Here is a 26,965-nt window from a genome sequence, read left to right on the forward strand (position 1 = left end):
AGATCAAGCACTCACTAGGGAATACTGGTTTTGAGATCAATTCATGTTATTTAAACAGATACTGGCGTTTAGACCATCGCGCATGGATTTGATTTTTGCGGTCAAAACCTTTATCGCGATGATGCTTGCTTTGTATACCGCATTTGTACTGGATTTAACTTATCCCATGTGGGCAGCAGGTACGGTGATTATCATTGCCCAGCCTTATGCAGGCATGGTCTCATCCAAAGCCTTGTATCGTCTTACTGGAACGATTCTGGGCGGTATTCTGGCGATTTTCTTTACCCCGCGTCTAATTGATATGCCCATTCTGTTTACCTGTATTTTGTCGATATGGGTAGGCGTATGTTTATATATTTCCTTGCTGGATCGTACCCCGCGAAGTTATGTATTTATGTTGGCGGGTTATACCACGGTCATGATTGCCTGTAGCTCAATTTATAATATTGATAGCCATAGTGTGTTTGATATGGCCTTAAGTCGGGTACTGGAAATTTCTATTGCGGTGATCTGTAGTGCGGTCGTTTCTGCGACCATTTTCCCTGCACACTTGGGCGCACAACTTCAGCAACGTGTTCAAAAAACGCTGGATGATACGCGTGATGTCTTTGCCAGTATTTTAACCGATCAACAGCACAGCCAGAGTTATACTCAACTTTTGGGGCATATTGCCCGCGATACGACCGATATTCATGGTCTTGCGGTGCATCTGGCCTATGAAAGTGGCGAATTGCATGGCATGACCAAGCCGATACAGGAGTTATTGCATCAACTGACTATGGTGGTTGCTAATCTGGTGTCGATGTCAGAACGTATTTTTCAATTGGATCAAATTGATCAACATTATCGTTTAGGCTTAGAGCAACTGCATCATGATGTGGTCAGTTTCTTACGTGCGCAGACCGATATCCACGAATCTGAATTGAATCAATTACCGCCAGAGTTTGAGTCCGATTTTGAACATTTATTGGTACTTAGTCAGCCACAACAAGAAATTATGCTGGATGCCTTAAAAATGGATATCCGTCATTTTATTCAAAATGTGATGGCGGTGAAGTTACTTTGGCAACTGATCAATAAAGGCGAAAAACGTATTCCAGATACGATTGCCACCATTACCACACAATATCCGAGTCTACATCGTGATCATGGTATTGCAGTGCGCAGTTCGATTGCTGCTGCCGTTGCAACAGCGACGTCATTTTTACTCTGGATTTATACGGGGTGGCATGCGGGGTATATGATGGCGCAATTAACTGCGGTCAGTGCCTGTATTTTGTCTACAATGGATAATCCGATTCCAGCATTAAAGACGTTTATTCGTGGCTCGGTTTACGCTGCAATCCTGACCATCATTTATGCGTTTACCATCATGCCGCAAGTTCACGCATTTTGGCAGTTAGCGGTGGTCTTGGCTCCGTTGGTGATTTATCTGGCCAGCATGTTTCCTACACCGATGTTGATGATGTTGGCATTGCCGATGCTGATTAACTTTATTATGAGTTTGAATTTGCAAAATCGCTATGCGATGGATGCGGTTATCTTGATGGATACCGCAATGGCGGGCGTAGTTGGACCCATTATTTCTATTTTGGCGATTTATTTTATTCGTGCTATGTCGCCTGAAACCAGTGCTCGTCGTATTTTGAGTTTACATTATCGCGCCTTAAAGGAAGCGTTGTATATTCCCTATGGTTCAGCGTTTCGCATTCATTTACGCAGTATGCTGGATCGGATCGGGGTGTTAAATACCAAGCTGGTTCAGTCTGATGAGTTAAAGCATGCCATGAATCTGGCACTGATTGAAACCAGTGCGGTGGTGAATCTCAGCCGGATTGCCGAGTTGAGCCAAAATAGTAAAACCTTGCCCGAGCTAAAACAGGCATTAAAGCATTTACAACAGTTGTTGGAAGCCAGTTTTCGTGATCAGGAAAAGCATATTGCGTTGAATACGGTTCTAAAAGATAAAGTATTGGCGCAAATGGACTATATTGAAACACTGGTGCTCAATGAACCAGATATTGAAGTGAAACATCGGATTCAAATGAGTATGAATAATATTCGTAGTAGCATTTTCCATGTACAAAAAAATGGCGAAGACCATCAAGCGTTAGATGGAGCTGTACATGGGTGAGTTCAATCTGTATGGCGTTTATGTGCCGACATTGCTGATTCAGGCGATTTTGGCCTATTTATTCTTCAAGCTCGTGACTGTGGTGAGCAATCGATGGATTGCTGCGGGATGGATTGGATTTCCAGGCATTTTTAATTTAAGTCTATATGTGTTGATGTTGATGCTCGTACACTGGATATTTCTGGCGATTCAGACCTAATATCTCAACCGGATCTAAAATCAATGTACGTTCTATGACGTGATTCACATCAGTTTTAACGAAAGTTTAAGGCGAAATTTAAGGTAAGCAACATGAATTCTTTTGATGCACGGAAAATTGTCCGTCCGTTGGTCACACTGGTGATCGCAATACTCGCGATTTTTGTGATTGTTCATTTGTGGAATTACTATAACTCCGCACCGTGGACACGTGATGGGCGAGTTCGTGGTGATGTGATTCAGGTTTCGTCTGATGTGTCGGGTTTGGTGACCGAGGTGTTGGTGCAAGATAACCAGACCGTCAAAAAAGGACAGCCCTTATTTCGAATTGATATCGCACGTCAGCAACTCGATGTCGAACAGGCACGATCTGATCTGGCTAAAGCCAAAGCAGGGCTGGCTCAAGCAGAAGCCAATGCGATTGCAGCCAAAGCCAATCTGGAAAAATCTCGTGCCAATACGCAGTTAGCTGAAAAAAATGCAGAACGTTATTCAAACCTGATGGATGGTGCGATTTCCAAGCAGGAACAAGATCAAATGTATGCGACACGTGATCAATCCAAAGCTGAAGATGCGCAAATGACCGCCTCGATTGAACAGGCACAGGCGACCATTAAACAGCAACATGCATTAATCGAAGTGTCTCAAAGTGCGCTCAATCTGGCATTGCTGAATTTAAAACGTTCAGAGGTGGTTGCGCCTGCGGATGGTACATTGTCCAACTTCAGCTTGCGTGTTGGTAATTATGTCAAAATTGGTGATGCAGTTGCGGCATTGGTCGATCGTGAGCAGCTTTATGTGGTGGGTTACTTTGAAGAAACCAAACTCAATCACATTCACGTGGGAGATAAAGCCACGATTCAATTGATGGGTGATTCACAAAAAATCCGTGGGCATGTACAAGGGATTGCCAGCGGGATTGAAGATCGTGAACGTTCAAGTAGTTCAACTTTACTCGCCAATGTGAATCCGACTTTTACTTGGGTGCGTTTAGCGCAGCGTGTACCGGTTAAGATTGTATTAGATGAAACACCGAAAAATGCGTTGGCATTTGTAGCGGGTCGTACAGCAACAGTGCGGATCGAAAATTAAAGTCTACATAAAAATATTGTTGACTTGAAAAATGGCTGATGTTGATCAGCCATTTTTTTAGGGTTGAATCCCTTGAGGATGATGATACCAACTCTGAATCAAAAGAGCTGCGGCTAAGCTATCTGCCGAAAGACGCTTCCCACGTCCCTGATCATGATAAGCATCTAATTCATCACGTGCTTCACGTGTGGTTAGACGTTCATCCACCATCCAAGTCTCAATATTGGTTTGATGACGTAAGCGCCGTGCAAATTTACGCGCTCGAGTCGAAAGTTCGGATTCAGAGTCATCCATATTTAATGGTAAGCCGACCAGAAATAGGTTCGGCTGCCATTCTTTGACAATTTTGAGCAATTGATTCCAGTCAGGAATTCCATCTTTCATGGGAAATAAGGCTAATGGATTGGCACTTTCGATCGTAGATTGACCCACAGCCATTCCCATCTTTTGCGTACCAAAGTCAAAGGCCATAATCATGTGCATGCTTGGCATTTCAGGCATGACCAATCTCGGAAGAAAGCCATGTGCGGTCAACGCCTAGCTTTTTATAGGCAGCGTCCCAACGTGCGTCATAAGGCAAATTAAAGATCAAATCCATATCGGAATCACACACGAGCCAGTCTCCCCGTGAAATTTCATCTTCGAGCTGGTTTTTACTCCAACTGGCATAGCCCAGTGCGATCTGGTAACGACCGACACCTTCGTTATGTGCAATCGCATCCAAAATATCTTTACTGGTCGTAATACACAGGTTTTCACCGACCGCAATTGAGGAATGCCACGTTGGCTGTCCAGTATGTAACACAAATCCAGCTTCTGGGCGTAATGGCCCGCCCTGTAGCACTTCATGAGGTTGCACATGGTCAGCATCAATATCCAGATCATTGAGTAATTCTTTGACTTGAATCCCAGACGGACGATTGATAATTAAACCCTGTGCGCCTTCTTCATCGTGACGTGCTAAATAAATTACGGTATTCGCAAAAAAATCATCGGCCATTTCTGGAGGAGCAATCAGACAACGGTGTGTCAAATATTGTTTGGTCACCTAAGCGGTTCTCCTTAAAACGTGGTCGCTTTTGTATTGATATAGGATGTTCTTATCAACATACAAGAGTAAATGGATTTCGCCAATCATTTTTCAGTGATTTATTGCAGAAAAATAATTGGCGATCAAGACAGGAAACTGGCTTTGATAGGATTTAACTGTGTTGGAATTTGAGCTGGCGTAATTGTTTGGCATGTTGCAGGGTCGTCTCATTAATTTCAACCCCGCCTGACATTCGGGCAAGCTCAAGCACCCGTTGAGGTTCATCAAGCTCAATAATGGTACTGCTGGCCGGATCAGTCTGCTGTTTTTTGACCAGTAAATGTTGATCAGACTGCGCCGCAACCTGAGGCTGATGGGTAATACACAGCAATTGCACGTGCTGCGCCAGATCTGCTAGTAAGCGACCCACGACTTCAGCTGTACCGCCACTGATCCCGACATCAATTTCATCAAACACCAGCGTTTCTGCTTCGGTTTTTTCAGCGTTCATCACCTGCATGACCAGCGCGATACGCGATAATTCACCACCCGAAGCAACGCGAGCCAAAGGCTGTGGCGGCATCCCCTTATTCGCGGTAAATAAAAGCTGAATAAAGCTTAGACCTTCAGCATTCGGTTGTTCTAAAGGTTCAAACTTAAACTCAAAATGCGCTTCAGGCAGCGCCAGTGGTTTAACTTGTTCCGTCAGTTGTTTGGCCAATGGAAGAGCAGCATCGCGGCGAATTTGATCCAAATGTTGGGCTTTTTCTAAAAAGTCCTGATGTGCAATTTCGACTTGTTCGGCCAGGGTTTCTGGATCTTCAAGCTGATGTAACTTTTCTAGCTCAAGTTGCCAGTGTTCATATTCTTGTTTGAGTTCTTCAGGTTGAAGACGATATTTACGAGCTAGACGATGAAATACTTCCAAAGTTGTATTTAATTCTTCCATTCGTTCAGGATCAAAACTTTGACGATCCATAAATTGACGTAGATTGGCGGTTGCATCGTCCAACTCACTTTGCGCATTGACGATCGAATTATAAATCTCAGAAAGTTGCTCGCTACGACCCGAATGCGTTTCAATGCGTCTTAAAATAGACGCCAGTTCCTGATTAATACTTGGTTCAGCTTCATCTAGCGCATTTAAACTATAAGCACAGTCCTGCATAATATGTTCATGATGACTGAGTCGATCGAACTCCTGTTCAATTTCTTGATAATCTGTTTGAACAATCTCTTCGATTTCTTCTAATTGTAGTTGCAGTGTTTGAATGCGCTGCTGACGAGTTGCCTGAGCATCTAGTGCTGATTGATGTTGGCGAATTGTGGCTTGCCACGTTTGATAAGCCTCTTTGACCTCTTGTGCAGGCTGATAAAAATTACGATAACGATCTAACCAGTGCTTAGGGTAGGGTGGTTCAAGCAACTGTTGCTGACTATGTTGGCTATACAACTGTACCAGCAAACGGCCAATTTCTTTGAGTTCCGATAGGCTGCTTGGACGACCATTAATCCATGCTTTACTACGACCTGTGGCAAAAATGACACGGCGTAAGTGAATTTCACCCGTATCCTCATCCATCTCATGTTCTTTAAGCCACTGTGATTCTGGACTTTGTGGTTGATAGCTAAAGCTTGCCGTAATATCGGCTTTTTCCGCGCCATAACGCACATAGTTGGTATCTGTACGTTCACCTAAGCAGGCAGACAGTGCGTCGAGTAGCAAGGATTTACCCGCACCAGTTTCACCTGTTAAGACATTAAATCCCTGTTCAATATCAAGTACAAGATGATCAGCAAGTGCAAAGTTAATCAGAGTTAAATGAGTCAGCATACACGCGTCCAGAGCGTCAGTCTTTTTTGTTTAAGATAGAGAAGTTTTATCGTTGTCACAAGCTATGAACTGAATAAAAGCCATCAGTAAATCTTATGCTTGATGCAGTGTAGCAAGATTTAGACTGAATAGAAATGCCGTGTAAATTCAGTTCATATATGACAAAATTGTCATGAGAATGTCTTGTTTTCAAAGTAAAATAATCAAAACAAATTTAGATGTCAGCTTTTATTAGACCGCTTGCATAAATTCTTTATTTTTCTCTCTATATGCAAAAATAAAAAGGGTTTAAACAAGCATGAAAGAAGTCTATTGAATGATGAACAGAACACAATAAGCAACTGACTTCATGTATGGATATAGAATAAATAAAAAAATGAGACAGGTACAAAATTTGCTTGGATAGCAGACTCTAGATAAAAGAGATTGATTAGTTATTTGCCCAGAATTAAACTACGTCAGTCATCACCCCTAATACAAATGCGGCGAAATTGGAGAGTTACGCATGAGTTCAGCTCAGTTTGATCATGTAACGGTAGTAAAAAAATCAAATGTTTATTTTGGCGGTTTGTGCATTAGCCATACGGTTCAATTTGAAGATGGAACAAAAAAGACACTGGGCGTAATTTTGCCAAGTGAACAGGCCTTAACTTTTGAAACTCATGTGCCTGAACGTATGGAAATTATTTCGGGTGAATGCCGTGTCAAAATTGCGGACAGTACAGAAAGTGAATTATTTCGTGCAGGGCAGTCATTTTATGTCCCTGGCAATAGCTTATTTAAAATTGAGACAGATGATGTGCTCGATTACGTTTGCCATTTAGAAGGTTAACCTGTTTGCCTGAAAATCGGTTAAACTAGCCGCATAGATGAGTAAATCAAGAAATCCTGTGAAGTTGGCTTTACGGGATTTTTATTTTGAGTTAAATAAAGTTGAGATAGAGGTCAGGCATGGCAAAACCAGAATATTATTATGGCGTACATTCGGTTGAATCATTGCTTGAGCTTGAGCCTGAGCGTGTTTTGACGTTATTTACCTTAAAAGGGCGGGATGACCAACGCTTACAGAAGATTCTGGAGCTAGCTGAGCCTTTTGGGATTAGTGTGCAAAAAGCCAGTCGTGACAGTCTGGAAAAATTGGCAGGCATGCCTTTTCATCAAGGCGTGGTGGCAGCCGTCCGTCCACATCCCACCTTAAATGAAAAAGATCTGGATCAACTCTTGCAAGCCACGCCAGATGCATTACTTTTAGCATTAGATCAAGTCACAGATCCACATAATTTGGGTGCCTGTATTCGTACTGCCGCGGCAATGGGCGTACAAGCGGTCGTGGTTCCGCGTGATCGCTCCGCTGGTTTAACGCCAACTGCTCGAAAAGTTGCGGCAGGTGGTGCAGAAAAGGTCAAATTTATTCAGGTGACCAATCTGGCGAGAACATTAGCGCATGTCAAAGAACAGTTCTTTCTGCGCGTCATTGGGACTATGCTGGATGAAAAAGCTCTACCGATCCAGAAGTGTGATTTAACAGGTGGTGTGGTGATTGTGATGGGTGCTGAAGATACAGGACTGCGTCCAATTACTCAGTCACAATGTGATCAAACCGTTTATATTCCAATGAGCGGCAACCTGCAAAGTTTAAATGTGAGTGTCGCAACAGGTATGGCACTCTATGAAGCAAGTCGCCAACGTCATCCTGCATAAAATCATTTTAAGCTGATCCGATGTTTTAAAGAAGAACGCCATGTCTCTGCGAGCCCAAGGCTATGTTTTTATTGCTATTACGATGTGCATCTGGGGCGGTTTTACTATCTTTTCCCGTTTAAATGCACATTGGCATATCAGTGCATGGGATATTACCGCACTGCGTTTTGCCATTGCATTTGTAATTTTAATGCCGATTTTAATTTATAAAAAAGATTTGGCTTTTTTATGCACAAAACAGTCGGTGATTTTGGCTTTAATCGGTGGAGTGGGTTATTGCCTTACGGCGTATAGCGCCTTTCTTTACGCCCCTGCGGCGCATGCAGCAATCTTTTTAAATGGTTGCATTCCTTTGTGTACTGCGCTTGCAGCTTATTTACTATTCAAACAACCTTTTGATCGGCACACATGGTGGAGTGTCGGGATTATGTTAGCTGCAATTGCACTGATGAGCTATTTGATGTCGCGGGATCAACAGTCTCATTTTGGTCTAGGCGATATTTTATTTGTGATGAGTGCAATCTGGTGGGGTATTTTTACTGTTTTATTGAAACAGTGGAAGCTTTCTGCATGGCATTCGATGGCGAGCGTCGCGATTTGGTCAGCCATTATTTATTTACCGATTTACCTACTATTTCTTCCTAAACATTATCATGAGGTTGAGCCATTACATTTAGCGATTCAAGGTTTATTCCATGGGGTTTTTGTGGTGATTGTTGCTACCATTACCTATGTCGCGGCGATTGAGCGTTTAGGTGCATTTAAAACAGGCAGCATCGTTACACTCGCACCTTTTATTGCCGCAGTGATTGCTGTGCCATTATTGGGTGAACCTTTAAGTCGTGCGATTGTATGTGGGCTTATTGGGATGGGAATCGGTGCTTTACAACCGTGGCGTTGGCGTTTTAAAGATACATTGACGGTACAATTGCAACGCCAAAAGGATCAGGAACGTTCTAAATAATTCTGATGTAGCTTTGCAAGCTGTTGATATAAATGATCCAGATGCCCATCATTGATCACGATATCATCTGCGATATTGCGCTTTTGCTCACGTGGCATTTGTGCTGCAATAATTTTTTTAATCTGTTCTGAATCTTGACCATCACGTTGACTGGCTCGTTCGATCTGAATAGCTTCACTGGCATCGATCAGCAAAGTACGATCAGTGAGTTGATGTTGATCTGTTTCAAACAATAATGGTGAAACCAAGATCACATAAGGGCTGGTCGCATTCTGTAATTGCTGAACAATAGATTGGCGAATAGCAGGGTGAGTAATCTGTTCTAATTGATGGCGTGCAGAAGGATTCTGAAAAATATGCTCTCTTAACGCTCGGCGATTTAGACTACCATTAGGACTGAGTACCCAATCACCAAAGCTGTCATGAATTTTCTTTAGTACGGGTTGCCCAATTTCAACCACTTCTCTGGCGACCACATCGGCATCCACCACAGTAATCCCTTGAGTTTCAAACCATTGACTGGCAGCGGACTTGCCACTACCAATGCCACCTGTCAAACCAAGTATGAAACTCATCATTAGCCTCCCAGATAAACTTTCATAATTTGCTCACCCCATAAAAAGGCGATCCATCCAGCAATTGCGATATAAGGACCAAAGGCAAATGGCTGATTTTCTTTACGAATTTTGAGTAAAATAATCCCAATAATCGCACCGACCAGTGAAGAAAGTAGCACAATGAGTGGAAGCATCAAAGGTCCCATCCATGCGCCAAGTGCAGCGAGCAACTTAAAGTCGCCATAGCCCATCCCTTCTTTACCTGTGATGATTTTAAATAAATAATAGACAATCCACAGACATAAAAAACCAATCAGATAGCCCCAAATCGCGGCGGTTGGTGAGACATAAAGACCATAGCTATTAATCCCTAGCCCCAATGCTGCTAGCGGTAGAGTAAAACGATCGGGTAACAGTTGAGTATCAAAATCAATAAATGTCAGTGCAATAAGCACCCAAGTTAAAACCAGACCAAACAGCATTTGAAGGCTAGGCCCAAAGACAGCTACGATCATCAGTGAACATAGCATCGTGAGCAGTTCAACCAAAGGATAACGGATGCTAATCGGATTTTGACAATGGCTACATTTACCTTTTAAAAATACCCAACTGAGCAATGGAATATTTTGATACCAACGAATACGGCTATGGCATTTAGGGCAGGTTGAAGGTGGTGAACTTAATGTCAGTTTATCTTGATCAATGATCGCTTGATCAGGATGTAATAACATCTGGCACTCAGTGTGCCAGTCCTGTTCCATCATTTTAGGCGTGCGATAAATCACAACATTTAAAAAACTACCAATGCACAAGCTAAAAATCCCAACTGCAAGATAAAGCGCAGTTGGGGTTTGGATAAAATAATTAAGAATTTCAGACATTAAACCACTGAGCCCATCTGGAAAATTGGAAGATACATGGCGACGACCAGACCGCCGACTAGTACGCCGAGAATTGCCATGATCAAAGGTTCCATCATGGAAGTGAGTCCGTCTACAGCATTGTCGACTTCATTTTCATAATGCGTGGCAACTTTGTCGAGCATGGCATCCAATGCACCAGACTCTTCACCAATAGCCACCATTTGTATCGCCATAGATGGAAAACGGTTAGATACACGCATGGCAAATTGCAGTTGTTGTCCTGTAGCGACATCTTCACGAATTTTCATGACCGCTTCTTCATAGACCACATTATTGGTGGCACCAGCAGTAGACTCTAAAGCATCAATCAATGGAACACCCGCAGCAAAAGTCGTTGCTAGAGTACGGCTATAACGCGCAATAATGGCTTTATAAACCAGATCACCAAAAATCGGGAGTTTTAGGGCCAGTTTATCTAGTCCATCGCGGAACTTTTTACTACGTTTTTTGGCTTCCAGAAATCCAGCAATCAGTACCCCGATCACAATAATTAGAATAAACCAGTAGGATTGCATCCATTTTGACATATTCACCACCATCTGGGTAAAAGCAGGAAGTTCTGCGCCAAATGAGCTAAATAAATCCTGAAAGACGGGGACGACTTTTACCATCAAAATAATCGTGACAATGAGTGCAACAACAATGACAGTAATCGGATATTTCATGGCTTTTTTGATTTTCTGTTTTAAAAGCTCACTTTTTTCCTTATAGATCGCGACACGATCAAGCATAGTCTCGAGTGCGCCCGATTGTTCGCCTGATTCCACCAGTGAGCAAAAAAGATTATCAAAGTATTGTGGATATTTGCGTAATGCTCCCGCAAAGGTATTACCGCCTTCTACTTCATTTTTTAAGCCTAGGACGACATCGCGCATCGAAGGGTTTTCTAAATCTTCTGCTACAATTTCAAAACCTTGTACCAACGGCACACCCGCTTTCATCATGGTCGCCAGTTGTCGCGTGAAAATCGTAATATCCAGTGTAGTGACTTTTTTCTTAAATAGCCCCTCCAGAATATTCTTACGTTTCTCCCGAATCGTCTTGATGGTAACGCCTTGTTTGCGTAAGGTAACTTTTGCCAACGCCATATTTCGCGCTGGTAGTTCACCCTTGATTTTGACCCCTTTACGGTCAACCCCTTCATAAGCAAAAGTTGGCATCATTTGCGCTTTTTTGACTGCCATTGTGCTGTCCTTATTTTTAGAATCTGCTTTTATTCACTGGTGACGCGGTTGACTTCCTGTAAAGAAGTGACCCCTTGCATCACCTTTTTAAGACCTGAACGACGAAGATTATTAAACCCCAGTTTTTCCGATGCCGCTGCAATTTCAAGTGCATTGCCATCTTCCATAATAATTTTCGAAATTTCAGGTGTGACTTTCATGACTTCGTAAATCCCGACACGACCTTTATAACCTTCGCGACATTCAGAGCAACCGACAGGTTGATAAATCTGAAAGTCAGGATGTACTAAATCTTGTTCGGTAAATCCCATTTCTAGCAAACTATTTCTAGGAATGTCCACCGCTTGTTTACATTGACCACATAAGCGCCGTGCCAGACGTTGTGCAATCACTAGATTAACTGATGTTGCAATATTAAATGAGGGTACACCCATATTACGTAAACGCGTTAATGTTTCTGGCGCACTGTTAGTATGCAGCGTAGACATGACCATGTGGCCCGTTTGTGCGGCCTTGATTGCGATTTCTGCTGTTTCCAGATCACGAATCTCACCCACCATGATAATGTCAGGATCCTGACGTAAAAAAGACTTTAGCGCAGCGGCAAAGGTCAAGCCTACTTTAGGATTTACATTCACCTGATTAATCCCTTCAAGGTTAATTTCCACAGGGTCTTCAGCAGTTGAAATATTAGAATTTTCAGTGTTTAGAATATTGAGGCCTGTATAAAGTGAAACAGTTTTACCAGAACCTGTTGGTCCAGTAATCAGCAGCATTCCCTGTGGTTTGTCCAGCGCATCCATAAATAGCGCTTTTTGTTCTTCTTCATAACCCAGCGCATCGATACCCAACATAGCACTAGACGGATCTAAAATACGCAGTACTAGCTTTTCACCAAACAAGGTAGGTAAAGAGTTCACACGGAAATCGATGGCTTTAGTCTTAGAAAGTTTAAGTTTGATACGACCATCTTGTGGAACACGCTTTTCTGAAATATCCATTTGTGACATGACTTTTAAGCGCGATGCAATTCGGGTGGCTAACTGGAGGGGAGGATTGGCGATCTGACGTAATACTCCATCTACACGGTAACGCACGCGATACATTTTTTCATACGGTTCAAAATGTAAATCTGATGCACCCATACGAATCGCATCAATGAGCAACTTATTAATATATTTTACAATTGGGGCTTCATCACCCTGCGGGGGCTCATTATCTGTTTCGTCTGAATTGACTTCTTCTACATGGACATCAATATCGAAGTCTTCACCATCGAATGCAAAATTATCGCTTTCGGCAAATTCCTTTTCCAATAAGCGTGTTAATTTGTCATGTTCAACAATAATCGGCTCAATATTGAGCTTACTGTTAAAACGAATCGCATCGAGTGCTTCAATATTAGTTGGATTGCTGGTTGCGACGTAAAGTACATGACCTCGATGCATAAGAGGAACAACATGATGCTTTTGAATCAGTTTTTCATCTACTAGGTCGCGTGGTAATAATGCAGCATCGTAAACAGCCAAATCAAAAAGGGGTTCCCCAAATTCAATAGAAATGGTTTCAGCAAGAGTTAGGGCTGAGATCCCCAAATGTTCAATCATGTAGGCAACGATATCCTGCTTCGATTTTTTTGCCGTATCGATCGCAGTTTGCATGGTTGCTGCGCTTACACGCCCGTCTTCGACTATTCGCCGAATGAACCCCGAAAATTTTGGAGATGCTTGTAATACTGACATCCGTCTGCCTTATCGCAATATGTTTATAATTGATATGGTAAAAATTATACTTTTGTTGTGGAAAATTACTACCTATTAAAATGCATTTTCTAGCGTATTCACGGTCTAAAATTTGAACTGGTCGATTTTTTAGTCCATTTTTTTTACAGCATCCATGCATTTGGCGTTTTAGAATACATTTGTTTTTAACTGCTTTTGTATCTATTGCTAAAAGAAAACATTCTAAGTTTGTCTAAAATACGTGTAGAATATGCAGCATTTTCGATAAAAGGGTAGCAGTATGTCGGGTTCGACAATTATTCCTTGGGTGGTTGGCAATTGGAAAATGAACCCAATACAATCTGATGCCACACAACTCATTCAACAACTTATCAATTTATTGGCACAATCTCCAATAGAGGCAAATGCCTGCCATATTGGAGTTGCACCTACATCGATAGCATTGGATCGTACCTTTCAAGCTTTAAATGCAGCGCCACGCGCCATTTATACTGTCGCACAGGATATTTCCCGTTTTGCAGGAATGGGAGCTTATACGGGTGAAGTCAGTGCTGAACTTTTAGTTGATAGCCAAATTCAATACGTCTTGATCGGTCATTCTGAACGTCGTGACCTGTTGGGTGATTCAGTTGAAATTTTAAAAGCCAAACTCCACAATGCACTTCAGGCAGGTATGACTGTCATTTACTGTGTGGGTGAAAGTCTTGAACAGCGTGAACAAGGCTTGGCAGAACAAGTGGTTTTACAGCAAATTTGTGATATCGCCAGTGTTGTAAATACTGAACAATGGTTAAAACAAATCGTGATTGCTTACGAGCCAATTTGGGCAATCGGTACGGGTAAAACTGCTTCACCGCAAGATGCACAGGCGATGCATGCCAAAATTCGTGAAGGTTTATCTCAGATTACCGCACATGGTGCACAGATTGCCTTGTTATATGGTGGTAGTGTTAAACCTGAGAATGCGGTAGAGTTGGCAGCTTGCCCAGATATTAATGGTGCATTGGTTGGCGGTGCATCGCTTAATGCCCAATCGTTTTATCAAATTGCTCAGGCATTTGCCCAATCAAAACAATAGGAGTTCAGCATGCATACGTTTGTGCTGGTGGTACACATTATTCTCGCCATTCTGATTATTGCACTGGTATTGGTTCAGCATGGTAAAGGTGCAGATGCAGGTGCCTCATTTGGCGGTGGTGGTGCGGCAACAGTATTTGGTGCTTCAGGCTCGGGTAACTTTCTGACGCGTTTAACCGCTATCTGTACGGCTTTGTTTTTTATTACCAGTTTGACTCTTGCGGTTTTTGCCAAGAAACAAACCACAGAAGCCTATAGCTTACAATCTGTACAAACTGCACCAGTTCAGCAACCAACTTCGCCTGAAACTTCACCAACTGCACCTAAAACGAGTCAATAATTCAAATTAACGCTTTCTTTTTACGATTGAAGCGAATAGAATGCCTCCCACAAGCTGCGGTGGTGGTGGAATTGGTAGACACGCTACCTTGAGGTGGTAGTGCCTTCGGGCGTGGGGGTTCAAGTCCCCCCTTCCGCACCAACTTGATCCAGAAAGAAAGTTGGTGTCGCAGTGATGTTGATGCGGGATGGAGCAGTCTGGTAGCTCGTCGGGCTCATAACCCGAAGGTCGTTGGTTCAAATCCAGCTCCCGCTACCACTTTTTTAAAGTGTATTGAAACTTGTTAAATTTAGCTTCATTACATCTTTAAATGACTAAGGGCAACAACTTAGTCAGCAATTATTGAAATTGACTTTTTCTAATAATTGTATATAATGTTTGCACGTTGATGCGGGATGGAGCAGTCTGGTAGCTCGTCGGGCTCATAACCCGAAGGTCGTTGGTTCAAATCCAGCTCCCGCTACCAAGTTTCTAAGAGGGCTCACAAATAGGTGGGCCTTTTTGCACAGTGAGCTATAGTTTTCTGTGTAAAATATAGGGGCGATTTAACGCCCTTTTTTATTGGCTATCGTGTAGCGGTGACACAAGACATAAGATGTCGTAAAGGTGAAATAGTCATGCTTCACTATAGATTAGTCTGAATTGGCTATGTGCCAATTGAACCGCGCGAGAATGACGAGAGTAAATGAAGCTATCAAATAAAACTCAAGCACTGCATGATTTAATTGCACCCGCAGTGCAAGCCTGCAATGTTGATCTATGGGGAATTGAATTTATTCCTCAAGGGAAGCGTTCCTTACTGCGTATCTATATCGATAAAGCGATCGATGATAATGCTGAACCAGTCATCAATGAAGAGGGTGAACTGGAACAGGGCCGTGGAATTGGTGTACAAGACTGTGTGCTGGTCACCCAACAAGTCGGCGCAATGTTAGATGTTCATGATCCAATTTCTGGTGAATATGCACTTGAAGTATCATCTCCAGGTTGGGATCGTCCGTTTTTTCAGCTTGAACAAATGCCTGCATATCTTGGGCAGCAAGTTGCATTACGACTGATTACTGCGGTTGAAAATCGTCGTAAGTTCCAGGCAAAATTGCTCAGCGTTGATCTTGAAAATGAAGTCATTCAAGTGGAAGTTGAAGGCAACCATGTGCTTGAAATTGATAGTCATAATATTGATAAAGCAAATTTGATCTATCAGGACTAAATTCATTTAAATTTATAAGAATCTGTAGGTGACTTATGAGCCGTGAAATTCTTACCGTTGTTGAAACGGTTAGTAATGAAAAAGGTGTTAGTCGTGAAGCGATCTTCGAAGCATTAGAACAGGCACTGGTTGCTGCAACGAAGAAGAAATTTTACGAAGGCACACACTCTGAAGAAGCACAGTTACGTGTTGAAATTGACCGTAAGACTGGCGATTATCGTACTTTCCGTCAATGGGAAGTCGTTGCTGATGAAGATCATGAAATGCCAGCCTGTCAGGATGCGATTTCTGATGTGGATCCTGCACAATGGTCAATTGGCGATATTCGTGAACTTGAGGTTGAATCGATCGAGTTTGGTCGTATCGCAGCGCAGATTGCCAAGCAAGTCATTGTCCAGAAAATTCGTGAAGCTGAACGTGCTTTGGTGGCGGATGCCTATGAAGCCAAAGTTGGTGAATTGATCTATGGCGAAGTGAAAAAGCAAACCAAAGACGGTTTTATCATTGATTTGGGTGATAATGCAGAAGCGTATTTGGCACGTGAAGAAATGATTCCTAAAGAATTGCTTCGTCCTAAACAGCGTATGAATGCGATCTTGTATAATGTCAACCGTGAAGGTCGTGGTGCGCAATTGTTATTGTCGCGTGCGAAACCTGAAATGCTGATTGCTTTGATGAAAAAAGAAATTCCAGAAATTTCTGAAGAAATCATCGAAATTAAAGCAGCAGCGCGTCAGCCAGGTGTGCGTGCTAAAATTGCTGTAAAAACCAATGATCACCGTATTGATCCAGTCGGTGCTTGTATTGGTATGCGTGGTACGCGTATTCAGGCAGTACAGTCGGAACTCAATGGTGAGCGCATCGATGTTGTGGTGTGGTCGGATGATCCAGCACAGTATATTGCTAGTGCTTTAGAGCCTGCTGATGTATCAGGGATTGTACTGGATGAAGATGCACGTAGTGCTGATATCATTTTTGCAACCAATGATCAATTGGCGCGTGCGATTGGTTCTCAAGGACAAAACGTACGTTTGGCATCTGAATTGACGGGTTATAAACTCGACATGATGCTAGAAGATGAATACCGTGCACGTCAGCAAAATGAAGCACAGCAATATCTGGACATGTTTGTAGAACGTCTGGATATTGAAGAAGATTTGGCAATGGCATTGGTTGAAATGGGCTTTACTTCACTTGAAGAAATTGCCTATGTACCAGCCGAAACTTTTGACGAAATTGAACTTGATGCAGATTTGGTTGAGTTATTACAAAGTCGTGCAAAAGAAGCTGCATTAACAGATGCATTAAAACAGCAAGAAAATATTCAGGAACCAAGTGCAGAACTTCTGGAAATGGAAGGAATGACTCAGGAGCTTGCTTATGCCCTTGCAGCGCGTGGTGTGATTACAGTCGATGATTTGGCCGATCAGGCAACCGACGATATCTCTGATATTGAAGGTCTTGGTGATGAAAAAGCGGGTCAGCTCATTATGAAAGCACGCGAATCATGGTTTAACTAAGGAGTAGCGTATGACAGACAAAACGATTCAAGACTTGGCTCAAACAGTTGGTCGTCCTGTCGACAAGCTTCTAGAACAGGTTCGTGAAGCAGGTCTACCACAGCGTAACGCAAATGACACTATTACCACTGAGCAACAAGATACGCTTGTGAACCATTTGAAAAAGGTACACGGTCAGGATGCCAGTGGCGCAGGAAAAATCACGTTGAAACGTAAAACAACCAGTACAGCGAAAGTCGCGAGTACTTCAGGTAAGGCAAAAACGATTAATGTAGAAGTTCGTAAGAAACATACGTTTACCAAGCCTAACCCTGAACAGATTGCAGCAGAAGCGAAAGCGCGTGTTGATGCGGAAGCGAAAGTGCGTACTGATGAAAAAGTAAGCCAGCAAACTGCGCAGCAGCCTCAAGTAAAAGCTGAAAACAAAGCACAAGCCACATTGGATGCAATGCGCGCTGCTCAGAAAAAAGAAACAGTAAAAGCGGAAACTTCGACCACAGAAGTTGTGGTGAAGCGTCGTTCAACCAATAAGCCGATTAAGCCGATTGTTGTAAAACCAACAGAAACGCCTGAACAGAAAAAAGCGCGTGAAGCTGAGTCTGCGAAGTTGAAAGCAACGGAAGAAGCAGTTCGTCGTAAAGCAGCTGAAGAAGCGCAACAGCGTACACTTGAGCAAATGCGTCAAATGGCATCGAAATATTCAAATGATGATGCAACGACGACCATTCGTGTGATTGATGATTCACCTTTGGCTGCTGGACTTGTCGGTCAGGCTTATGAAGATTCTTTCAATAAAGAAGACCGTGAAATCAAACGTGGTGGTGCTACTGCAAATCCACGTGCGGGTAAAAAAGGCGGTCGTGGTGGTGATGCACAAGCGGAACAAAGTTTTAGTAAAAGCCATCATAAACGCGGCTTAAAAACCAGTCAGGCGAATAAACACGGTTTTGAAAAACCTGTTAAAAAGCAAATTTATGACGTTGAGATTGGTGAAAAAATCGTTGTTGCTGATTTAGCACAAAAGATGGCGATTAAAGTTCGCGAAGTGATTAAGACGCTCATGAAAATGGGTGAGCTTGTGACTCAAAACCAAGCGATTGATCAAGATACTGCGGTACTCGTGGTCGAGGAAATGGGACATAACCCTGTTTTGGTTTCTGATACACAAGCCGAAGATAACTTACTTGTCGCTGCTGAAGAAGCACGTGGTGAGCAAACTACTCGTCCTCCAGTCGTCACAATCATGGGTCACGTTGACCACGGTAAGACGTCGTTACTGGATCGTATCCGTCGCTCTAAAGTAGCAGCAGGCGAAGCAGGTGGTATTACTCAGCATATTGGTGCATATCACGTTGAGACCGATAAAGGAATTATTACTTTCCTTGATACACCAGGACACGCAGCATTTACTGCGATGCGTTCACGTGGTGCTAAAGCAACGGATATCGTGGTATTGGTGGTTGCGGCGGATGATGGTGTGATGCCACAAACAGCAGAAGCCATTGACCATGCACGCGCTGCGGGGACACCGATTATTGTTGCCATTAACAAGATGGATAAAGAATCGGCTGACCCAGATCGCGTATTGAATGAATTAACCACTAAGCAGATCGTACCTGAACAATGGGGCGGTGATGTTCCAGTCGCGATGGTTTCGGCACACTCGGGTCAAGGCATCGATGAATTACTTGACTTAATCTTGATTCAAGCTGAATTGATGGAACTGAAAGCATCAAGCGAAGGTGCTGCTCAGGGTGTCGTGATCGAAGCGCGTGTTGACAAAGGTCGCGGTGCAGTGACTTCGATTCTGGTACAAAACGGTACATTGAATATTGGTGATCTTGTTCTTGCAGGTTCATCTTATGGTCGTGTACGTGCCATGTCGGATGAAAATGGTCAACCAATTAAATCGGCAGGGCCATCCATTCCAGTCGAAATTTTAGGTTTACCTGATGCGCCAATGGCAGGTGACGAAGTTCTTGTTGTCAATGACGAGAAAAAAGCACGTGAAGTAGCAGATGCTCGTGCCGACCGTGAGCGTCAAAAACGGATTGATCGTCAAAGTGCGATGCGTCTTGAAAATATCATGGCCTCTATGGGCAAAAAAGATGTACCAGCAGTCAATGTCATCTTAAAAGCAGATGTTCGCGGTACGTTAGAAGCCTTGACGGTTGCTTTGGATGAGCTTTCAACTGAAGAAGTGAAAGTACGTGTGATTAGTTCAGGTGTCGGTGCAATTACTGAATCTGATGTCACACTGGCTGAATCATCAGAAGCGGTATTACTCGGATTTAACGTCCGTGCTGATACGACTGCGCGTCAGAAGAGCGATCAGGATGGTATCGACATTCGTTACTACAGCATCATTTATGAATTGATTGATGATGTGAAGAATGCCATGAGCGGTAAGCTTGCGCCTGAACATCGTGAAACGATTCTGGGTGTGGCTCAAGTTCGTGAAGTGTTCCGTTCAAGTAAGTTCGGTGCTGCTGCGGGCTGTATGGTGATGGAAGGTGTGATTCACCGTAACAAACCAATTCGCGTCCTTCGTGATGACGTGGTGGTCTTCCAGGGTGAGCTTGAATCGTTACGTCGCTATAAAGATGTAGTAGATGAAGTTCGCGCAGGCATGGAATGTGGTCTTGCGGTTAAAGGTTATAATGACATCAAACCACTCGATAAGATCGAAGTGTATGATGTTCAAATGGTGAAACGGAGTCTTTAATGGCGGGTGGACAACGCTTGAAACGCATGGCGGATTCGGTACAACGTGAGTTGTCAGAGTTAATCCGTCAAGAGTTGAAAGATCCGCGTCTGGGTGGTCTGGTGACCATCTCAGGCGTTAAGGTGAGTCCAGATTTGGGATACGCAGATGTTTATGTCACTGTGATGGGACGTGAACTGGCAGATGACCAAAATGAAATCGCTCATCAGGAAACGCTAGATATTTTAAATAAAGCGTCTGGATTTTTGCGTCAGGAGTTAAGTCGTCGTATTAAAACGCGTATTACACCGCGTTTGCGTTTTCATTATGACAAGACCAATGCCTATGGCAACTATATGTTTGGTCTGATTGAAAAAGCAGTACAGGACTTGCCTGAGCATAAAAAAGAAGATGATTCAGAGCAGTAAATCTGAATACATAAAAAATGCCACCTTCGGGTGGCATTTTTTATGATATTAAATTTCACTCTTTCGGTGGCTCTGAATGAGAATCCAGTGTGCTATTTCTTCTACGATTTAAAAAGGAATAACGATCCCACGGTAAAGGGCGATTGAGGGCTTCAGGGACTTCACCACTCATGGAACGTAAACGTAAATGCAATGCGGCTTGTGCCATCAAATTTGCCGAAACTGGTGCAGTGATAAACGCCAGCAAGGTAATTAACAACTCTGAAAAACCAAACCGCCCATGAAATGCTGAATAAATAATAGAGGCCAACAAGAAGCTACCCAAACCGAGTGTACTGGATTTCGTCGGCGCATGTAGGCGCATAAATAAGTCTGGAAGTCGAATCATGCCGATGCCACCGACTAACATGAAGAATGCGCCGACCAACAGAAAGAATGAAACTAGAATTTCCATAATCAATTGCATGAGCGTCTCCTTAATCGATCACATGACCCGTAGTGAAATAACGTGCTAACGCTGCGGTAGATACAAAACCGAGCATGGCGATCAAAAGCGCTCCTTCAAATAAATTGGTACTGGTCCAGTAAATCCCCAAAACTACGACCAAACAGGTCGCATTGAGAAATAGAGTATCTAAGGCCAGCAATCGATCTACAATTGATGGACCGATTACAAGCCGAATCAGACAGAGAAACATTGAAATGGTAATGGCGACCATACAAATGCCCAAAGCGTAAGGTAAGATGATCATGCTTCTCCTCCTTTATCAGCTTTTACATCAAAAATAGCCATCAATGGCGCTTCATAGCGTGATTTGATGTCCTGAATATCCATTTCTTCATTGTCAGTACTGAGTGAATGAACCAAAATATCGCCACGTTCCTGATCGATGCCCGCAGACACTGTACCGGGTGTGGTGGTAATAATCATCGCCAAGATACTATTGACCTGTTCATGTTGCGTTTCCAACGGTACACGATACCATTTAGGGTGTAACCGATCTGTAGGCCCGAGGACCAATTTGGCGACACGAATATTGGAAACAACAATATCCCAAAGCACCACAAAAAACAGATGAATCGCCTGTCTCCAGTGAATGTGCGGGGTACGGGTAATAAAGGGTTGTACCAAACGAGGAATCAGAATTGCCAGAATAACAGCAATCAGAATGTTGTCAGCTGAAACGCTATGTGCCAGCATGATCCAGCTCAAACCCACAATGACTGAAACCAATGGATGAGGAAACCAGCGTTCCAGTAAAGCGCTCTTTTTTTTCATTTTTTAAGGCTCCATCGGTTTGAGTTCGCTTTCATTGGGCACGATGTCTTGATCCTGTTGTTCCTGCTCAATTTGACGTTTTTTGTACTCTGAAATATGTTCGCCCTCAAGCGTATCATCCGAAATGACATCAGGGATATAATGCGCGTATGGATCAATCGTTTCACCGCCGTATTTGGTTTCAGGCACATAGCTTGGATCATAAGGTTGCACACTAATCACCTGACCAAAACGATCTTTGCTCAAAATAGAATTTGTATAAAGGGCATGATCCTGAATTTGTGCGGCTGTACTTAAGCTATAAGAATAGATCGAAGGTGCACAAATAACATAAATTATTAAGCCTGTTAGAAGTGCATAAATAGTCAAATCATTACGGGCAGGGGCATGATCAGGTAACTTTTGATAGGCAATAAAAGCAGGTTCTTTCTCATTTTCCTCTGGTGCAGTTGAGCGCCAGAATAAAACAAATCCAACGCGGGTTAAGGCGATAATACTTAGCAAACTGACAATCAGAATAATCGCAATCATCCATGCCTGATAAGATTGATCATGGGTCGCTTGTAAAATAAAAACTTTACCGAGAAAACCACTAAAGGGAGGTAAACCTGCCATCATCATGGCAATAATAAAATAAACCATCGCTACAGTTTTGCCCTGTTTCATTCTTGGCGCAACTTTGAGATGATCCTTGAAACTGCCACGTTGTGAGGTGATCCAGCCACAGAGTAGATAAAACGCAGCGGCTATCAGGGTGCTATGGACCAAATAATATAATGCGGCTGCCCATGCTTGCGTATTGAACATGGAAATTGCAATGATGATTGTCCCGATGGATGACAGCACCATAAAACCGACGAAGCGGCGTAAACGGTCTGCTCCAATTGCCCCAATTACACCATATAACGAAGTGACTAAACCAATGATCAACAGCCAATGTTTTAAAATATTCTGCGCCAATACATCATCAAAGACAGTGCCATTTACCCTTAAGATCGCGTAAATACCGACTTTGGTCATGATGGTAAAAATAGCAGCAACAGGTGTTGTGGCAACAGCATAGGTTTTGGGTAACCATAAACCCACAGGCAAGATTGCAGCTTTGATGCCGAAGACGACAAATAACAACATCCCGCCCGCAATCGCGAGTTTGTGTTGGTCAGGCTCAAGTGTCGGCAATAGGCGTGATACATCAGCCATGTTGAGGCTACCCACACTGCCATAAATCATACCCAGACCGATCAAAAAAATCGCTGAAGCCAGTAAATTGATGGTGACGTAATGAATGCCTAACTGAAAACGCGCTTTGCCTTGTGTATGTAGTAGCAACACATAGGAAGCCATCAATAACACTTCAAAGAATACAAATAGGTTAAATAAATCACCAGTTAAAAAGGCACCGCAAATTCCCATGAGTAGAAAATGAAACATGGCATGGAAATAACGGCCGCGGGTATCCCATTCCTTGCTCGCAAACCAGAGTACAGGAACGGCCAGTACATAGGTTAAGAGCAACATAAAAGCAGAAAGTTGATCGAGTACTAATACAATGCCAAATGGCGCAGACCATTCACCCAGTTGATAAACCGTAATTTGACCGGTATGGGCAATAAAAAAATAACTGATTGCGGTGGCAAGACCCATTAAAACAGAAATGAGACTGATGGCTCTGCGCCACGGTTGTCGACGATCAGTTTCTAAAGCACCATAACCGGGATTGCCTAAAATGATGAGAATAAAAGCAGTAAACGCAGGAATCAGAATACTAAAAATAGGTGCGTGCATGTTCCAGAAATTGATAAAGTCAATCATCAAGGTTCATCCTCACGCGGGTCATAGTTTAGGGCTGGGTCTTCTTTGGAATCCACATGATCTGTACCTGATTCATAACGACTACGAATTGCAAGCTGTACGATAAATGCTGTTGTGGCGAAACCAATGACAATCGCTGTTAAGACTAAAGCTTGTGGCAAAGGATCGGTCGTTTTAACCGTTTCGGTCAAAATCGCAGGTGCATTCATCTGAATACGTCCCATTGCAAATAAAAACAGATTGACTGCATAGCCAATCATGGCAAGCCCGAGTACCACAGGAAAAGTTCTGGCACGTAAAATTAAATAGATCCCCGACGCGACAAGTAGGCCAATCGCGGAAGCAAGTAGGAACTCCAGACTAATCATGACGTATCTCCTTCACGTGGAACAGGGCCAGACATGGATGAATGACGTGAATCACCAAGTACCGAAATTAACAACATGGTTGCACCCACCACTGTGACATAGACCCCGACATCAAACAGTGCCGCTGAGGCAAGGTGTGCTTTTCCTATCACTGGAATATCGACATAGATGTGTGCACTGGTTAAGAAAGGACGTGACCAATACCATGCAGCCATGCCTGAAAGACCAGCAATGAGCAAACCAATTCCGATCCAAAGTTCATACAAACGTCCAGACTTGGCTTTTAGCATCTGTTCAGCTTGATCTTGACCTTGTGCAATATATTGAATAATCAGTGCCATCGAGGTTACTAGACCAGCGATAAAGCCACCACCCGGATAATTATGTCCGCGCAAGAAAATATACAGACTGACTACTAAGGCAATTGGCAACACCCATGAGGCTGTGGTTCGTAACATTAAGGGTGATGGATTAAAACGATAGGTGAGACCTTGCGTCACACTGGTACCATGAATCCGCATACCATCCATGAGACACAGCGCACCAATAGCCGCAATTCCCAAAACGGTAATTTCCCCAAAGGTATCAAAACCACGAAAATCGACCAGAATCACATTCACTACATTGGAGCCGCCGCCTAAAGGTAGCGATTGCTGCATAAAGAACCATGACAAAGAGTTGTGATCACGAGTCAATATTAACCATGCAATCCAGCCAATACCCAAACCACCGATAATGGCAATCATCGCATCACGCCAACGTCTGGAGCGTCTGGATTCATAAGGGGTGAGTTGTGGCAGTAAAGATAAACTCATGAGCAATAAAACAGTGGTCACAACATCGACGGTAATTTGCGTCAGCGCCAAATCAGGTGCAGAGAATCCAATAAAGATCATGGTCACGACTAAACCAATCGCACCGCTGATTAACACGGCTTTAATTCGCTCATGGTGAAACCAGAGCATCATCCAGCAGGCTGAGAATAAAATCAGCCATAACACAATGGCGATCATCGGCGCATGAGTCAGTTCACGTGATCCTGTACTCAAACCTTGATTAAATAAAGGAATTGAGACTATAGCGATGCTGAACAGTACGATTAAGAATAAATAAAGTTGTAAAGAACCTGTTTCAGTACTGCGTTTAATTTTACGGCTGCCTAACAACAAATATTTTAAAAATTTATCAAATAAAATTCTGCCCTGAAAATTCCCCAAATAAGGGTCAAGATCGATATGGCGAATACGTCCATCTTTCGCGAGAGCGAAATAGAAAACTGTGCCACCGATTAAGGCAATCAGACTCATGATGAGAGGTAAATTGAAACCATGCCAAATCGCCAGATGTACGCCTGCAAACTCAGGCATGGCGAGACTGGCACGGGTTGCACCATTGACTATATTTTCAACCAGTAAGGCAGGAATAATGCCCACTAAAATACAAAGTATGGCGAGTAAAGTTGCAGGAAGACGCATTCCCCAAGCGGGTTCGTGCGCATCCTTGTTGGGAACTTTCTCACCGACGGGACCATCGAAAAATACACCATGCAGCATCCGCAGTGAATAACTCACTGCGAAAATTCCTGCCAGTGTGGCCACAATCGTCGAGAAAATTAACGCACTACCATTCAGGCTTGAAACCAATTCTGTAAAGAACATTTCTTTGGAAATAAAGCCATTGGTCAGCGGAACACCCGCCATCGATGCCGCCGTAATCATGGTCAGGGTGGCAGTAAAAGGCAGCAGTTGCCAAATGCCACTGAGTTTGCGTAAATCTCGAGTTCCTGTTTCATGATCAACAATGCCTGCAATCATAAACAGCGCCGCTTTAAATGTGGCATGGTTAATAATATGAAAAATGGCTGCGGCAACAGCAAGGGGAGAGCCAATCCCCAATAGGCATACAATTAAACCAAGATGGCTAATGGTCGAATACGCCAATAAGCCTTTGAGGTCTTCTTTGAAAATGGCGAAAAAAGCCGCCATACAAAGCGTAAATAAACCGACAAAAGTGACAATATTGTGATAAAGCGCGGCACCTATAAAAATCGGAGCAAGACGAGCGAGTAAAAAAATCCCTGCTTTGACCATGGTGGCGGAATGCAAATAAGCCGATACAGGTGTTGGTGCTGCCATGGCATTGGGAAGCCAAAAATGAAAAGGAAACTGTGCACTTTTGGTAAATGCACCCAGTAAAATTAAAAGTAGTGCAGGAACAAATAAGGCATGAGACTGGATCATCTCTTTCATATTGACCAGTTGATCAATCTGATATGTTCCAGTAATTTGCCCAATCAAAATAAAACCCCCAAGCATGGCTAGACCGCCCATGCCTGTAATGGTCAGTGCCATTCGAGAACCACGTTGTGCGGCCTCATAATGGCTCCAATAGCCCACCAGTAAAAAAGATGAAATACTGGTTAATTCCCAAAACACCAAGAGCAAGATTAAATTATTGGAGAGTGAAATTCCGAGCATGGCTGTCATGAAAACCATGAGCAGCATATAGAGCTTGGCAAGTGAGTTACGAGGGCTTAAATAATAATAAGCATAAATATAAATGAGGGTGCCAATACCTGTAATCAGTAGGCTAAACAAGAGTCCAAGTGCGTCCAGACGAAAACTTAAATTCAGTCCAAGCTGTGGTAACCAGTCCCAGCTTTGTAAAATGGCTGCACCAGCAAAAATCTGTTTTGCCTCAGTCAGCAATAACCCAAAACAGGTCAAGCTGACTGCAATTGCCCCTAAAGCCGTTGCTTCCCGCGAAAAACGCTGTAGCAATGCAACAAGGGTGGTGCCTAATATTAACGGTAACAAGATAATAATCGGTAGCACACTCGTATCCATGTGGTGATTTAGGTCGGAACCT

25 protein-coding genes and 3 tRNA genes are annotated in these 26,965 nt (G+C 43.1%); 15 read left to right on the top strand and 13 right to left on the bottom strand.

Translation table 11 applies throughout. The features are described 5' to 3' along the window. Window positions 1–43: 43 nt before the first annotated feature. The 3 genes from I6L31_RS12190 to I6L31_RS12200 all read left to right on the top strand — a co-directional run bounded on the left by I6L31_RS12190 (window position 44) and on the right by I6L31_RS12200 (window position 3,424). Window positions 44–2,134, top strand: coding sequence for an FUSC family protein (locus I6L31_RS12190; protein ID WP_005001168.1), 2,091 nt, complete (start codon window positions 44–46; stop codon window positions 2,132–2,134). Beyond that, entirely contained in the window at window positions 2,127–2,333 is a 207-nt protein-coding gene (locus I6L31_RS12195) for a DUF1656 domain-containing protein (RefSeq protein WP_005001171.1), read from the top strand. The genes I6L31_RS12190 and I6L31_RS12195 overlap by 8 nt, the downstream gene beginning before the upstream one ends. Window positions 2,334–2,425: 92 nt before the next feature. Beyond that, window positions 2,426–3,424 carry an HlyD family secretion protein gene (locus I6L31_RS12200; protein ID WP_004991688.1) on the top strand — a complete coding sequence of 333 codons (999 nt, stop codon included), beginning with the start codon at window positions 2,426–2,428 and terminating at the stop codon, window positions 3,422–3,424. A 57-nt stretch (window positions 3,425–3,481) separates the two neighbouring features. On the opposite strand, the gene ruvX is transcribed toward I6L31_RS12200, so the two are convergent. The 3 genes from ruvX to recN form a co-directional block, all read right to left on the bottom strand. Next, complete coding sequence (gene ruvX, locus I6L31_RS12205) at window positions 3,482–3,916, bottom strand: Holliday junction resolvase RuvX (protein WP_371863747.1); 435 nt, start codon at window positions 3,914–3,916, stop codon at window positions 3,482–3,484. Window position 3,917: 1 nt separating this feature from the next. Continuing rightward, the gene (locus tag I6L31_RS12210) at window positions 3,918–4,472 is read right to left on the bottom strand and encodes a YqgE/AlgH family protein (RefSeq protein WP_004991685.1); all 555 of its coding nucleotides are present in this window, start codon (window positions 4,470–4,472) and stop codon (window positions 3,918–3,920) included. 154 nt (window positions 4,473–4,626) lie between these two features. After that, window positions 4,627–6,288 (bottom strand): DNA repair protein RecN, encoded by a 1,662-nt coding sequence (recN, locus tag I6L31_RS12215; protein WP_005001181.1) that lies wholly within the window; start codon window positions 6,286–6,288, stop codon window positions 4,627–4,629. Window positions 6,289–6,793: 505 nt separating this feature from the next. Here recN and ppnP point away from each other — a divergent pair. From ppnP to I6L31_RS12230, 3 genes are all read left to right on the top strand, one after another. Further along, entirely contained in the window at window positions 6,794–7,120 is a 327-nt protein-coding gene (gene ppnP / locus I6L31_RS12220) for a pyrimidine/purine nucleoside phosphorylase (RefSeq protein ID WP_004991681.1), read from the top strand. Between the two features lie 119 nt (window positions 7,121–7,239). After that, entirely contained in the window at window positions 7,240–7,989 is a 750-nt protein-coding gene (gene rlmB, locus I6L31_RS12225) for a 23S rRNA (guanosine(2251)-2'-O)-methyltransferase RlmB (RefSeq protein WP_004994270.1), read from the top strand. 40 nt (window positions 7,990–8,029) lie between these two features. Then, a complete protein-coding gene (locus I6L31_RS12230; protein WP_005001182.1) occupies window positions 8,030–8,953 on the top strand; it encodes a DMT family transporter in 924 nt (307 codons plus the stop codon). Here I6L31_RS12230 and coaE read toward each other — a convergent pair. Genes coaE through pilB form a run of 4 tightly spaced genes read right to left on the bottom strand, consistent with a single transcriptional unit; the run spans window position 8,935 to window position 13,359 of the window. Continuing rightward, window positions 8,935–9,528, bottom strand: a complete 594-nt coding sequence (gene coaE / locus I6L31_RS12235) for a dephospho-CoA kinase (protein ID WP_005001184.1) — start codon at window positions 9,526–9,528, stop codon at window positions 8,935–8,937. The genes I6L31_RS12230 and coaE overlap by 19 nt on opposite strands. Before the next feature lie 2 nt (window positions 9,529–9,530). After that, complete coding sequence (locus I6L31_RS18465) at window positions 9,531–10,391, bottom strand: prepilin peptidase (protein ID WP_005001186.1); 861 nt, start codon at window positions 10,389–10,391, stop codon at window positions 9,531–9,533. Beyond that, on the bottom strand, window positions 10,391–11,617 hold the full coding sequence (locus I6L31_RS12245) for a type II secretion system F family protein (RefSeq protein WP_005001187.1): 1,227 nt from the start codon (window positions 11,615–11,617) through the stop codon (window positions 10,391–10,393). The genes I6L31_RS18465 and I6L31_RS12245 overlap by 1 nt, the downstream gene beginning before the upstream one ends. A 29-nt stretch (window positions 11,618–11,646) precedes the next feature. Then, window positions 11,647–13,359 carry a type IV-A pilus assembly ATPase PilB gene (gene pilB / locus I6L31_RS12250; RefSeq protein ID WP_005001189.1) on the bottom strand — a complete coding sequence of 571 codons (1,713 nt, stop codon included), beginning with the start codon at window positions 13,357–13,359 and terminating at the stop codon, window positions 11,647–11,649. A 280-nt stretch (window positions 13,360–13,639) separates the two neighbouring features. On the opposite strand from pilB, the gene tpiA reads away from it, so the two are divergent. The 9 genes from tpiA to I6L31_RS12295 all read left to right on the top strand — a co-directional run bounded on the left by tpiA (window position 13,640) and on the right by I6L31_RS12295 (window position 20,638). Further along, window positions 13,640–14,437 (top strand): triose-phosphate isomerase, encoded by a 798-nt coding sequence (gene tpiA, locus I6L31_RS12255; protein WP_005001192.1) that lies wholly within the window; start codon window positions 13,640–13,642, stop codon window positions 14,435–14,437. A gap of 9 nt (window positions 14,438–14,446) precedes the next feature. Next, window positions 14,447–14,776, top strand: coding sequence for a preprotein translocase subunit SecG (gene secG / locus I6L31_RS12260; RefSeq protein WP_004991669.1), 330 nt, complete (start codon window positions 14,447–14,449; stop codon window positions 14,774–14,776). Between the two features lie 56 nt (window positions 14,777–14,832). Further along, window positions 14,833–14,917 (top strand) — tRNA-Leu (locus I6L31_RS12265). 40 nt (window positions 14,918–14,957) lie between these two features. Continuing rightward, window positions 14,958–15,034 (top strand) — tRNA-Met (locus tag I6L31_RS12270). Window positions 15,035–15,165: 131 nt separating this feature from the next. Then, window positions 15,166–15,242 (top strand) — tRNA-Met (locus I6L31_RS12275). A gap of 219 nt (window positions 15,243–15,461) precedes the next feature. Beyond that, the gene (gene rimP, locus I6L31_RS12280; protein WP_004991666.1) at window positions 15,462–15,986 is read left to right on the top strand and encodes a ribosome maturation factor RimP; all 525 of its coding nucleotides are present in this window, start codon (window positions 15,462–15,464) and stop codon (window positions 15,984–15,986) included. Between the two features lie 35 nt (window positions 15,987–16,021). Further along, complete coding sequence (gene nusA, locus I6L31_RS12285) at window positions 16,022–17,506, top strand: transcription termination factor NusA (RefSeq protein WP_004994250.1); 1,485 nt, start codon at window positions 16,022–16,024, stop codon at window positions 17,504–17,506. 10 nt (window positions 17,507–17,516) lie between these two features. After that, window positions 17,517–20,231 (top strand): translation initiation factor IF-2, encoded by a 2,715-nt coding sequence (gene infB, locus I6L31_RS12290; RefSeq protein WP_004994248.1) that lies wholly within the window; start codon window positions 17,517–17,519, stop codon window positions 20,229–20,231. Beyond that, the gene (locus I6L31_RS12295; RefSeq protein ID WP_004991652.1) at window positions 20,231–20,638 is read left to right on the top strand and encodes a ribosome-binding factor A; all 408 of its coding nucleotides are present in this window, start codon (window positions 20,231–20,233) and stop codon (window positions 20,636–20,638) included. The genes infB and I6L31_RS12295 overlap by 1 nt, the downstream gene beginning before the upstream one ends. 55 nt (window positions 20,639–20,693) lie before the next feature. Here the strand turns inward: I6L31_RS12295 and I6L31_RS12300 are convergent, their stop codons facing one another. From I6L31_RS12300 to I6L31_RS12325, 6 genes are read right to left on the bottom strand one after another with little or no spacing between them, the layout of a single operon-like run. Then, entirely contained in the window at window positions 20,694–21,104 is a 411-nt protein-coding gene (locus I6L31_RS12300) for a Na+/H+ antiporter subunit G (RefSeq protein WP_004991649.1), read from the bottom strand. Between the two features lie 10 nt (window positions 21,105–21,114). Further along, window positions 21,115–21,390: a monovalent cation/H+ antiporter subunit F gene (locus I6L31_RS12305; RefSeq protein WP_004991646.1), complete on the bottom strand. Its 276-nt coding sequence runs from the start codon at window positions 21,388–21,390 to the stop codon at window positions 21,115–21,117. After that, complete coding sequence (locus I6L31_RS12310) at window positions 21,387–21,917, bottom strand: Na+/H+ antiporter subunit E (protein ID WP_004991643.1); 531 nt, start codon at window positions 21,915–21,917, stop codon at window positions 21,387–21,389. Before I6L31_RS12310 ends, I6L31_RS12305 begins: the two co-directional genes overlap by 4 nt. A gap of 3 nt (window positions 21,918–21,920) precedes the next feature. Next, a complete protein-coding gene (locus I6L31_RS12315) occupies window positions 21,921–23,729 on the bottom strand; it encodes a monovalent cation/H+ antiporter subunit D (RefSeq protein WP_005001196.1) in 1,809 nt (602 codons plus the stop codon). Further along, the gene (locus I6L31_RS12320) at window positions 23,729–24,097 is read right to left on the bottom strand and encodes a Na+/H+ antiporter subunit C (RefSeq protein WP_004991641.1); all 369 of its coding nucleotides are present in this window, start codon (window positions 24,095–24,097) and stop codon (window positions 23,729–23,731) included. The genes I6L31_RS12315 and I6L31_RS12320 overlap by 1 nt, the downstream gene beginning before the upstream one ends. Next, window positions 24,094–26,943 (bottom strand): monovalent cation/H+ antiporter subunit A, encoded by a 2,850-nt coding sequence (locus tag I6L31_RS12325; RefSeq protein ID WP_035271591.1) that lies wholly within the window; start codon window positions 26,941–26,943, stop codon window positions 24,094–24,096. Before I6L31_RS12325 ends, I6L31_RS12320 begins: the two co-directional genes overlap by 4 nt. Window positions 26,944–26,965 lie beyond the last annotated feature (22 nt).

This window comes from Acinetobacter septicus (assembly GCF_019355975.1).
GTDB classification, from domain to species: domain Bacteria; phylum Pseudomonadota; class Gammaproteobacteria; order Pseudomonadales; family Moraxellaceae; genus Acinetobacter; species Acinetobacter ursingii.

Coding starts and splice junctions, on each gene's coding strand:
- I6L31_RS12190 (WP_005001168.1), top strand. CDS start 44: ATGTTATTTAAACAGATACTGGCGTTTAGACCATCGCGCATGGATTTG.
- I6L31_RS12195 (WP_005001171.1), top strand. CDS start 2,127: ATGGGTGAGTTCAATCTGTATGGCGTTTATGTGCCGACATTGCTGATT.
- I6L31_RS12200 (WP_004991688.1), top strand. CDS start 2,426: ATGAATTCTTTTGATGCACGGAAAATTGTCCGTCCGTTGGTCACACTG.
- ruvX (WP_371863747.1), bottom strand. CDS start 3,916: ATGCCAAGCATGCACATGATTATGGCCTTTGACTTTGGTACGCAAAAG.
- recN (WP_005001181.1), bottom strand. CDS start 6,288: ATGCTGACTCATTTAACTCTGATTAACTTTGCACTTGCTGATCATCTT.
- ppnP (WP_004991681.1), top strand. CDS start 6,794: ATGAGTTCAGCTCAGTTTGATCATGTAACGGTAGTAAAAAAATCAAAT.
- rlmB (WP_004994270.1), top strand. CDS start 7,240: ATGGCAAAACCAGAATATTATTATGGCGTACATTCGGTTGAATCATTG.
- I6L31_RS12230 (WP_005001182.1), top strand. CDS start 8,030: ATGTCTCTGCGAGCCCAAGGCTATGTTTTTATTGCTATTACGATGTGC.
- coaE (WP_005001184.1), bottom strand. CDS start 9,528: ATGAGTTTCATACTTGGTTTGACAGGTGGCATTGGTAGTGGCAAGTCC.
- I6L31_RS18465 (WP_005001186.1), bottom strand. CDS start 10,391: ATGTCTGAAATTCTTAATTATTTTATCCAAACCCCAACTGCGCTTTAT.
- I6L31_RS12245 (WP_005001187.1), bottom strand. CDS start 11,617: ATGGCAGTCAAAAAAGCGCAAATGATGCCAACTTTTGCTTATGAAGGG.
- pilB (WP_005001189.1), bottom strand. CDS start 13,359: ATGTCAGTATTACAAGCATCTCCAAAATTTTCGGGGTTCATTCGGCGA.
- tpiA (WP_005001192.1), top strand. CDS start 13,640: ATGTCGGGTTCGACAATTATTCCTTGGGTGGTTGGCAATTGGAAAATG.
- secG (WP_004991669.1), top strand. CDS start 14,447: ATGCATACGTTTGTGCTGGTGGTACACATTATTCTCGCCATTCTGATT.
- rimP (WP_004991666.1), top strand. CDS start 15,462: ATGAAGCTATCAAATAAAACTCAAGCACTGCATGATTTAATTGCACCC.
- nusA (WP_004994250.1), top strand. CDS start 16,022: ATGAGCCGTGAAATTCTTACCGTTGTTGAAACGGTTAGTAATGAAAAA.
- infB (WP_004994248.1), top strand. CDS start 17,517: ATGACAGACAAAACGATTCAAGACTTGGCTCAAACAGTTGGTCGTCCT.
- I6L31_RS12295 (WP_004991652.1), top strand. CDS start 20,231: ATGGCGGGTGGACAACGCTTGAAACGCATGGCGGATTCGGTACAACGT.
- I6L31_RS12300 (WP_004991649.1), bottom strand. CDS start 21,104: ATGCAATTGATTATGGAAATTCTAGTTTCATTCTTTCTGTTGGTCGGC.
- I6L31_RS12305 (WP_004991646.1), bottom strand. CDS start 21,390: ATGATCATCTTACCTTACGCTTTGGGCATTTGTATGGTCGCCATTACC.
- I6L31_RS12310 (WP_004991643.1), bottom strand. CDS start 21,917: ATGAAAAAAAAGAGCGCTTTACTGGAACGCTGGTTTCCTCATCCATTG.
- I6L31_RS12315 (WP_005001196.1), bottom strand. CDS start 23,729: ATGATTGACTTTATCAATTTCTGGAACATGCACGCACCTATTTTTAGT.
- I6L31_RS12320 (WP_004991641.1), bottom strand. CDS start 24,097: ATGATTAGTCTGGAGTTCCTACTTGCTTCCGCGATTGGCCTACTTGTC.
- I6L31_RS12325 (WP_035271591.1), bottom strand. CDS start 26,943: ATGGATACGAGTGTGCTACCGATTATTATCTTGTTACCGTTAATATTA.